This is a genomic window from Microcoleus sp. LAD1_D5, from assembly GCF_036702115.1.
GTDB lineage: Bacteria > Cyanobacteriota > Cyanobacteriia > Cyanobacteriales > Microcoleaceae > Microcoleus.
Genome location: NZ_JAUBSA010000132.1, coordinates 1 through 7,366, shown reverse-complemented (window position 1 = coordinate 7,366; position 7,366 = coordinate 1). Strand labels below are relative to the sequence as shown.

Annotated in this window: 9 protein-coding genes; 1 reads left to right on the top strand and 8 read right to left on the bottom strand. The window is 47.4% G+C overall.

The genetic code is table 11. The annotated features are described in order from the left end of the window. Nucleotides 1–57: 57 nt before the first annotated feature. The 5 genes from QUA70_RS27470 to QUA70_RS27450 form a co-directional block, all read right to left on the bottom strand. Nucleotides 58–546 carry a Uma2 family endonuclease gene (locus QUA70_RS27470; protein WP_333335253.1) on the bottom strand — a complete coding sequence of 163 codons (489 nt, stop codon included), beginning with the start codon at nt 544–546 and terminating at the stop codon, nt 58–60. A gap of 560 nt (nt 547–1,106) precedes the next feature. Continuing rightward, nucleotides 1,107–1,502, bottom strand: coding sequence for a hypothetical protein (locus tag QUA70_RS27465; RefSeq protein WP_333335251.1), 396 nt, complete (start codon nt 1,500–1,502; stop codon nt 1,107–1,109). 3 nt (nt 1,503–1,505) lie between these two features. Then, on the bottom strand, nt 1,506–1,799 hold the full coding sequence (locus tag QUA70_RS27460; protein WP_333335249.1) for a hypothetical protein: 294 nt from the start codon (nt 1,797–1,799) through the stop codon (nt 1,506–1,508). A gap of 112 nt (nt 1,800–1,911) precedes the next feature. Beyond that, on the bottom strand, nt 1,912–2,322 hold the full coding sequence (locus tag QUA70_RS27455; RefSeq protein WP_333335247.1) for a hypothetical protein: 411 nt from the start codon (nt 2,320–2,322) through the stop codon (nt 1,912–1,914). A 391-nt stretch (nt 2,323–2,713) separates the two neighbouring features. Then, complete coding sequence (locus QUA70_RS27450) at nt 2,714–3,499, bottom strand: PspA/IM30 family protein (RefSeq protein ID WP_006635936.1); 786 nt, start codon at nt 3,497–3,499, stop codon at nt 2,714–2,716. 70 nt (nt 3,500–3,569) lie between these two features. On the opposite strand from QUA70_RS27450, the gene QUA70_RS27445 reads away from it, so the two are divergent. Continuing rightward, entirely contained in the window at nt 3,570–3,746 is a 177-nt protein-coding gene (locus tag QUA70_RS27445; RefSeq protein WP_333350958.1) for a hypothetical protein, read from the top strand. 53 nt (nt 3,747–3,799) lie between these two features. On the opposite strand, the gene QUA70_RS27440 is transcribed toward QUA70_RS27445, so the two are convergent. From QUA70_RS27440 to QUA70_RS27430, 3 genes are all read right to left on the bottom strand, one after another. Next, on the bottom strand, nt 3,800–4,504 hold the full coding sequence (locus QUA70_RS27440) for a PspA/IM30 family protein (protein ID WP_333350957.1): 705 nt from the start codon (nt 4,502–4,504) through the stop codon (nt 3,800–3,802). Nucleotides 4,505–4,648: 144 nt separating this feature from the next. Beyond that, nucleotides 4,649–5,875 carry an SPOR domain-containing protein gene (locus QUA70_RS27435; protein WP_333350955.1) on the bottom strand — a complete coding sequence of 409 codons (1,227 nt, stop codon included), beginning with the start codon at nt 5,873–5,875 and terminating at the stop codon, nt 4,649–4,651. Nucleotides 5,876–5,935: 60 nt separating this feature from the next. After that, the gene (locus QUA70_RS27430; RefSeq protein ID WP_333350953.1) at nt 5,936–7,150 is read right to left on the bottom strand and encodes a transposase; all 1,215 of its coding nucleotides are present in this window, start codon (nt 7,148–7,150) and stop codon (nt 5,936–5,938) included. Between the last annotated feature and the right edge of the window lie 216 nt (nt 7,151–7,366).

Genomic DNA, 7,366 nt, shown 5'->3' with positions numbered 1-7,366 from the left:
ATTTTGGTTTGTAAGGCAATTATCTATGTATATCTTGCCTTACAGATTTTTTTTTGCTCACTTTTTCAGTGCCATTGCAATATAGGGTTCAGCTTGACTAACCAGCAAATATTCACAAAAACTAGCAATAGAACGATATTTTCTGAACTTTTCACCTCGATCGTAGCCTTCACTAGAGGGGGAAAGAACCTCAACAATCACTAAAGGATTGAGAATTTCATCCGTGTGATCGCCATTGAATTCCGGTTCACCATCAATTATCAGAACATCGGGATAAGTTCCATGATTGAAGCTAGGAATCCAAATGCGTAGATCGCCGTTATAGATTTGAAAATTTGTGTCTCGCACAGCCACGTTAAGAAAAGTCGTAATGTCTACGGTAATACGGCTGTGAGCGGGGGAACCTCCTGGCATAGCGATAATCTCTCCGTTACAATATTCGTGACGTTCTTCGGCTGTTTCCTCGATCGCCCGGTATTCATCTGGAGTAAAGCCAGTCTTTGTCGCATCTGGAAGATTTGGCGGGTTGGTTTGAGTTATAACCACGATCACACCTCCTAAATAATTAGACTTTAAATAATTATGGCTTACAGCTAGATAGTTTTCCTAACCCAGAGGCGTTTTCTCGATTCCATTCAAATTCCATAAAAAACTCTCCATGCCTTTTTCCGCTTCTGCTTCACAACCGCTAAATTCTCGCTTTCCTTTTATTTCTAACACTCAATTGCTTGGTAATAGATGTATAATAATGCAAAGCAAAAAGCAGATTAATTCCAAAAAAGACCAAAGTCAAAACAAAGGTAAAAAAAGACGTAAACGACAGCCTGGAAGTCATCGTAAACATCGCCAAAATGATTGAGCAAAGCCCAAAACCGGAAGCAAAAGAACTTAAAAGCAGCAACCGCACCTTAGACATAGTTTAATTTAAAGATTATCAGTAAAATGCACTCTTGGCAGCTACAGAGGAGTGCCAAATGATACTTATTACTATATAGCGGAATTGCTCAGTTCCGCCAAGGGCAAAACGACTGCTTTCTTAAAAAGGTTTGAATTATACAGAAAAATACAGCCCGCGCTCTTGTAAACTCCTGTTGCCCAACTTAATATCAATCAAAGGAATTCCCCAGCCTCCGCAAGCATTCCACCTTTCGCCATACAGCCATCGCAGGCGCAATCCCGCTTACAGCAAAGTATTCGCTTCCAAAACCGCGCTTTCCCTGGGATTCCAAACATTGCCAAAATCCACAAACGGCGTCACCTGCAAAACTCCTTGGTTGTCGCAGGTGCGCTTGCATCGGATACCGCAAATCGGCTGAATCAAAAATCCCGCTATCGGCAAGCATTGCATCCTGACGGTAGCCCCGCAATGTGTCTGAGCCTTCTATGCCGAATGGTTCGATCGCCAAAAGCTCTGCCCCAGCCAATTCTACCTCCGATCGCACCGGCAGCAGCGTCTCAGGAGCCAACAACCACACGTACTGCAATTGACCCAGCCAAGTCAAAAATTAACGGTCAGGGCTGCTGCTGCTCACCGTAGCGCCAAATGCTGCCATTGCCACACAGAACTGCGATCGCGCCGCAAAGACATCTCTCTCTCCCCTCTGAGTAAAATCTTGAAACAGCCTCAGCGCCGCAACCCGAGTTCTACCCCGATTATCTGCTCCCGGCGACAGCGGAAAATCCTTTCTCAGCAAAGATGTATCGCTTTCTCGACTGCGGGTAACGATTCCGATCGCGATTTCTCTTCTGGGATTTTGCACGATCGGCTCGCGGTAAATCAACTGCCAACTACTTCCCATTGATCGACTTTGATCGTACCCGGAATCTTAGCAATTCTGCAGGCTGTGCCGGCGCGGGAACAGCAGGCGGCAAAAGCTGTGCGGCTGAAGGCAAGGGCTTTGGTAGCGCGGGTTATCGGAGGGGAGCCGGATTTTGCAGCCGCGGGTTAGGAATCGGAAATTCGTGTCTGTTTTCTCCTCGGTTCGGCAATTGAGGGAAAGTTTCTGGGGCCTGACTTTGGGTCGTTTGATCAAACTCCGGGATGCTATTTTCTTGCTCTTTACGGCTTCTATCTAATTCTGAACCCGAGTATAAATCACGAAGCCGATCGCGATCGTCTGCTGTTTCTGGATTTAGTTTTAAGTGAGACGGAAAATTATCATGCAAAATTGGCGCTTGCACCCCTGAGTCGATACCAACCATCGACTCGCTAACACTTAGAGCTGATAGCAGTGCGGGGCAAATAGCTGCAATTGAAAAACCAAGTGCTAATGCCTTGAAAAACTTGATTTTACAAAAGCCTCTAGAAAATTGCACGGGCATGACAGATTAGCAATATTTGATAGTTATTTACACTTACGATCGGGCGCGGCCGAGGCAATTACAAGGAATAAAATTACTTTATCACTTTTTAAAGACTTAATTTCTTAATTCAATATAAAGAGAGTTGACAGCAATCAGGTTTTGTGTATGCAAAAATTACTGAAAAAAACTCCTACCTCCCAAGCTAGCTTTCTTGCAAGGAATAGAATTACTCTATAACTTTTTAAAGAGTTAATTCCTTAAATCAATGTAAAGATAGTTGACAGCATTTAGGTTTTGTGTACTGAACAATTACTAAAAAAACTCCGACCTCCCAAGCTAGCCCTGTAGGTCGGCGGAGCATTCTATCAAACCTGCGATCGGAGAAATAGGTAAATTTTGATAGAGATTACTACATTTTATTGAGCTGCGATCGCAATTCTTCCAACTCAGCGTCAATCACCGGGCTCGACTCCGAGCTACTAGCTGCTGCCGTTTTACCCGCTGCCGGCAATTGACCTTGAGACACAGAACCCCCGGTCAGTTGAGCTTTCATCTGAGCCAACTCGTCGTCAACATCACCGCCGCTTTCGAGCAAGCGGAACTGTTCCTCTAAATTGCTGCCGCCGGCTGCCAATTCTGCCGAAGCTCCCGCGCGAGCTTCAATCTGCAAAACTTTTTCTTCCATGCGATCAAAAGCTGCCATTGAACTGCCAGTATTCAATGTGCCAATGGTATTGTTGAGCTGTTCCTGAGCCTTAGCAGCGGATATCCTCGCTTTGAGCATATCCTTCTTAGTCTTAGCTTCGGAAATTTTGCTCTCCAAACCGATCAAGTTGCGCTTGAGACTTTCCACCTGAGCCGATTGCTGATCCAGACTGGCTTTCAGCGTAGCCGCCGTTTCCGCGTGAGACTTTTTGCGAACTAGCGCTTCCCGGGCCAAAGTCTCGTCTCCTTTTTGTAGGGCTAGCTGAGCGCGCTGCTGCCACTGGTTAGACTGAGATTCAGCTTGATTGTACTGAGTCTGGGTGCGCTTTTGAGTAGCGATCGCGCTGGCAACGGCTTGACGCAACTGCACCAAGTCTTCCTGCATATCCGTAACAGACTGTTCTAAAATCTTTTCCGGGTCTTCAGCTTTATTGACCAGATCGTTAAGATTGGCTTTGACGACTCGGCTAATGCGGTCAAATAATCCCATAATGCTATTTTTCCTAGGTGAGGTGTACGAAGTAGGCGGAAAGCAGGCTTGATAGCCCTAGCCCGCAGTTGTGAAATTTACTCTTGTCAGATTTTTAGTGGGATTTAGTTTTTGGCAATTTTTGCAGACAGATAAATCCAGTTTAAAGCGATCGAGTAATGTGATGCAGGCAAGCTTATTCATGCACCTATCTATTGAGTTTAACTTCGATCCGGGAATTCCCCAACAGGCTTCGAGCCATCTCTAGCTAGGCTGTTGAGAAGTTTTTGGTCTCCCGACTATTGTTCTATTGCCTGGGGTTCAGGATGCGGGCGGCTCGCCCGACGGCAATTTGGGTGTATTGTTGCCCGGAAGCATTTGTGCTTTCATCGTCGCCAACTCGGTATCCACATCGTCGGCACCTTCGAGAGAGAGAAACTTCTTTTCTAAATCATTAGTTCCGAGTTCTGCGATTGCTTCGGAGCGAGCTTCTAGCTGCATGACTTTCTCTTCCATCCGTTCAAACGCGCTCAAAGCGCTGCCGGTACTGAGATTGCCCATCATTTCTTGCAGCCTTTCCGACGATGCGGCCGATCGAGCTCGGGCAATGTACATATCTTTTTTAGATTTTGCCTCGGAAATTTTACTTTCGAGCGCCCGCATATTTTCTTTAAGTTTAGTCACAACAGCGTTCTGTTGTCCGAGACTGGCTTTCATCGCCGTTGCCGTTTCTTGATAGGATTTCTTGCGTGTCAGAGCTTCCCGCGCCAAATTTTCCTCGCCTTTTTGCAAAGCTAGCTGCGCCCGCTGATGCCATTCTGCTGCTGTAGACTCAGCTTGGGAGCACTGGCGTTCAGTGCGTTTTTGAGCTGCAATCGCCCCTGCGACAGCTTGTCTGAGCTGCACTAAATCTTCCTGCATATCCATTACAGCCTGTTCCAGAATTTTTTCTGGGTCTTCTGCAGCCCCGACCAAACTGTTAATATTGGCTCGAATCACTCGCCATAGGCGATCGAATAATCCCATTTTGCCCGTCTCCCGATTTTATTAAATTTTAGATTTAGGACTGGGAATTGACAATTACAAAACCAATTTTGTGTTAGACAAAACATTCCTCATTGTCTAGCTTTGTCTAACAAATTAGTTAAAGTTTTTCACCCTTTACCTAATTTATGGCTGATAGTATTGTGGCTTCACCCCTTTTTCTTGGAGTTCTTTCACCAAACGTTCTGCTGAGGCAGGATCGTTCAAAGCCCCCATTTGGATCTTGACACCCTTTGAGAAGTTTCGCACGTAGGCATCGGGAACTGCGGTTCTGGCTTGCTGCAACGATTTTTCGTCGGTGTAATCGGTGACAACGTAATAGAAACCGTCGGCGGCCCGTGCAGGCCTTCCCAGTGGGGATGCGGCGACTGGGGATGCGGCGGCTGGGGATGCTGGCGCTGGGGATGTGGCTGCAGGCTGGGCTGGAGAGGGTGTGGGAGGCAGTGTCGGCAGAGTCGGCACAGGCTGGGCGGCGCTGGGGCTGGGACTGGGAAGCAAAGCCGTACTCAGATTATTGAGTCCTTGTTCCCTGCCTCTGGGCGGGTTGCCGTCTTCTGTAGGAATCGGCACAGCCCCGCTCGGACCCGGAGGCGCTGGCGGAGTTGGCGGGATTGATGCTTTTGGTGACGGGGAAGGAATCGGGCTGACTGTCGGCTGGACATTGCTGAGAGTGCTCAAATCTAGCTCGACAAATTCTTTGGATACCAGATTTGGTGCTTTCGGTAGTTCCTTGGTGCTGGTATCTGAGATGGCAGTAGAGGCGGGACTGTCGCTTGAAGAGGGTGAGGTGCGATCGAGCAAACGGTTCAGGCCGGCCATCTTAACTAGATTTGATGGGTACATGACTGCGTAGCCCAAAGCTGTGCACGACAGCAAAAACAGCAGCATCGAACTCAGTCCCAAGGGAGTTAACAAACTGGCGGCTAAACTGCGTTCTACCGTAGGCTCAGCTTTTGACTCGTCCAAACTTTCGATCAGTTTTTCGCTTGATTCGAGATAATTGTTGGGTGCGAAGGCACTGCTAGATAATTTTGTCCCACCCCTAGTAGTTGCTAGCGGGGCATCGCCCTGAGTGCCGGCAAGGGATAGGGGCAGCGATAGCGGCTGCTGGGTTTCCTCCGCAGTCTCCGGCGCCAAATTTTGGGCTAGCTGTTGCTCGGTTGTGGCTGTTTGCTTGCCGGTACGAACTGAGGGCGACACCCACTGTTCGGCGCGCCGCCTGTGCCTTCTGTATGTTGTCAGTTCTGCTTCTAGATTTACATCTAGACTCCCCAGGACTGCTTGCAAAGCAGGGTTGATTGGGGTTGAAGAGGATTGATGATTTGGGGATTCCACCGAAGAACGCTTACTCATTAGCAAAACTCCTACCGCCTCTGAATTAATTTTAATGTTTTGATTTTGACACTCCCGGGCCTAAAGGCGCAGGGATTCTTGCTTCGCAGGGATTCCAATGAATTTACCCTCGGCAAGCATCTTGACCGTATGCCCTACGGCTGCAAGCCCTCGGTTGAGAACTACTTGTGCGGCTGCGACATCTCTGTCGGTTGTATAGCCGCAATTGTGACACGAGTGAGTTCGTTCTGATAACTCTTTTTTGCCTGTTTCGTTAAGGCAATTGGGACAGATTTGGCTAGTCTTTTTAGCATCTACTTTCTGGAAATACACACCGCGCTTAAAGCAAGTTTGCTCCAATATGTTGAAGAATTGCCCAAACCCAGCATCTAAGCAGTGCTTACCTAACATCCCCGCTTTGGGTCCGACCAGATTAAGGTCTTCGACAAACACCATACCCGCGTCATCACAGATTTGATGTGACAACTTGCGATGCCAATCTTTTCGGCAGTTTGCCACGTATTCATGCAGCAAAGCGACTTTTTTCTGAGCCTTTTTCCAATTATTTGACCCGATCTTTTTTCTAGTAACGCGCTGTTGCAGCAATTTAAGCTTGCGTTCTGCGTCAGCAAAAAACCTCGTTCTTTTAATTAAAAGCCCGTTAGAAGTTGCAATCAAATTAGTCAACCCTACATCAATTCCTACGGGATTGCCGTGAGGAATGATATCGGGAATTGAGACATCCCATTGCAAAGTCAACATTATATACCAGCCACTAGACCGTCTAACGACGCGAGCTTGTTTGACGATTGCGCCCTGGGGGATGGGACGCGACTGACAAAATTTTATCGAGCCAATTACAGGCAATTTAAAGCGGTTGCCTTGATGGAAAGTTGCACCCAACTGTGGGAAACTCAAAGACCTCAAAGCCCCCTGTTTTTTGAACCGAGGAAACCCGTGATTTTGCTCCCACATACTGACGAAAGCTTTTTCCAATCTCCGCAGCGATTGTTGCAACACCTGAGCGTTGACTCGCTGCAATGCGGGGCTGGTCTTCCTGTATGCCGTTAAAGCCTTGCACTGACTTGAATATGTCGGTCTAGGCACCTCAGCAGGAATAATATACTCGGAGCTAATGGAGCAAGAGTTGATCTGACATTTGCGTGAGTTGTACCAGTCTTTGCGTTCTCTTAGGGCATAGTTGTACACCTTGCGGCACTGTTCTAGCCAATCTTCAACAACTGCTATCTGTGTCGCTGTGGGCTTCAACTTAAATTCAAACGTCAAATTAAACACTTGCTTCACCTCCTTGACTTAGCATACAGCAAGTCTACAAATCGTCTAAGGATTTCTTAGAACCAATTAAAGGCGCCCGCTTATGGCTCTCACCCCAAAATTTTGCTAGGTAGATATAAACAAGAAGCTTGAAAACAAGCTGGGGGGGTGACAACCCCGTTAGAAGCTAGACAAGGTAAGGCGTTGACCCACTTGTGGTAAAAAAAGATAGGCCCG

What these genes read in the sequence shown, in the direction of transcription:
- QUA70_RS27460 (WP_333335249.1), bottom strand. Translation starts at nt 1,799, where the DNA reads ATGGGAAGTAGTTGGCAGTTGATTTACCGCGAGCCGATCGTGCAAAAT.
- QUA70_RS27450 (WP_006635936.1), bottom strand. Translation starts at nt 3,499, where the DNA reads ATGGGATTATTTGACCGCATTAGCCGAGTCGTCAAAGCCAATCTTAAC.
- QUA70_RS27435 (WP_333350955.1), bottom strand. Translation starts at nt 5,875, where the DNA reads ATGAGTAAGCGTTCTTCGGTGGAATCCCCAAATCATCAATCCTCTTCA.
- QUA70_RS27440 (WP_333350957.1), bottom strand. Translation starts at nt 4,504, where the DNA reads ATGGGATTATTCGATCGCCTATGGCGAGTGATTCGAGCCAATATTAAC.
- QUA70_RS27455 (WP_333335247.1), bottom strand. Translation starts at nt 2,322, where the DNA reads ATGCCCGTGCAATTTTCTAGAGGCTTTTGTAAAATCAAGTTTTTCAAG.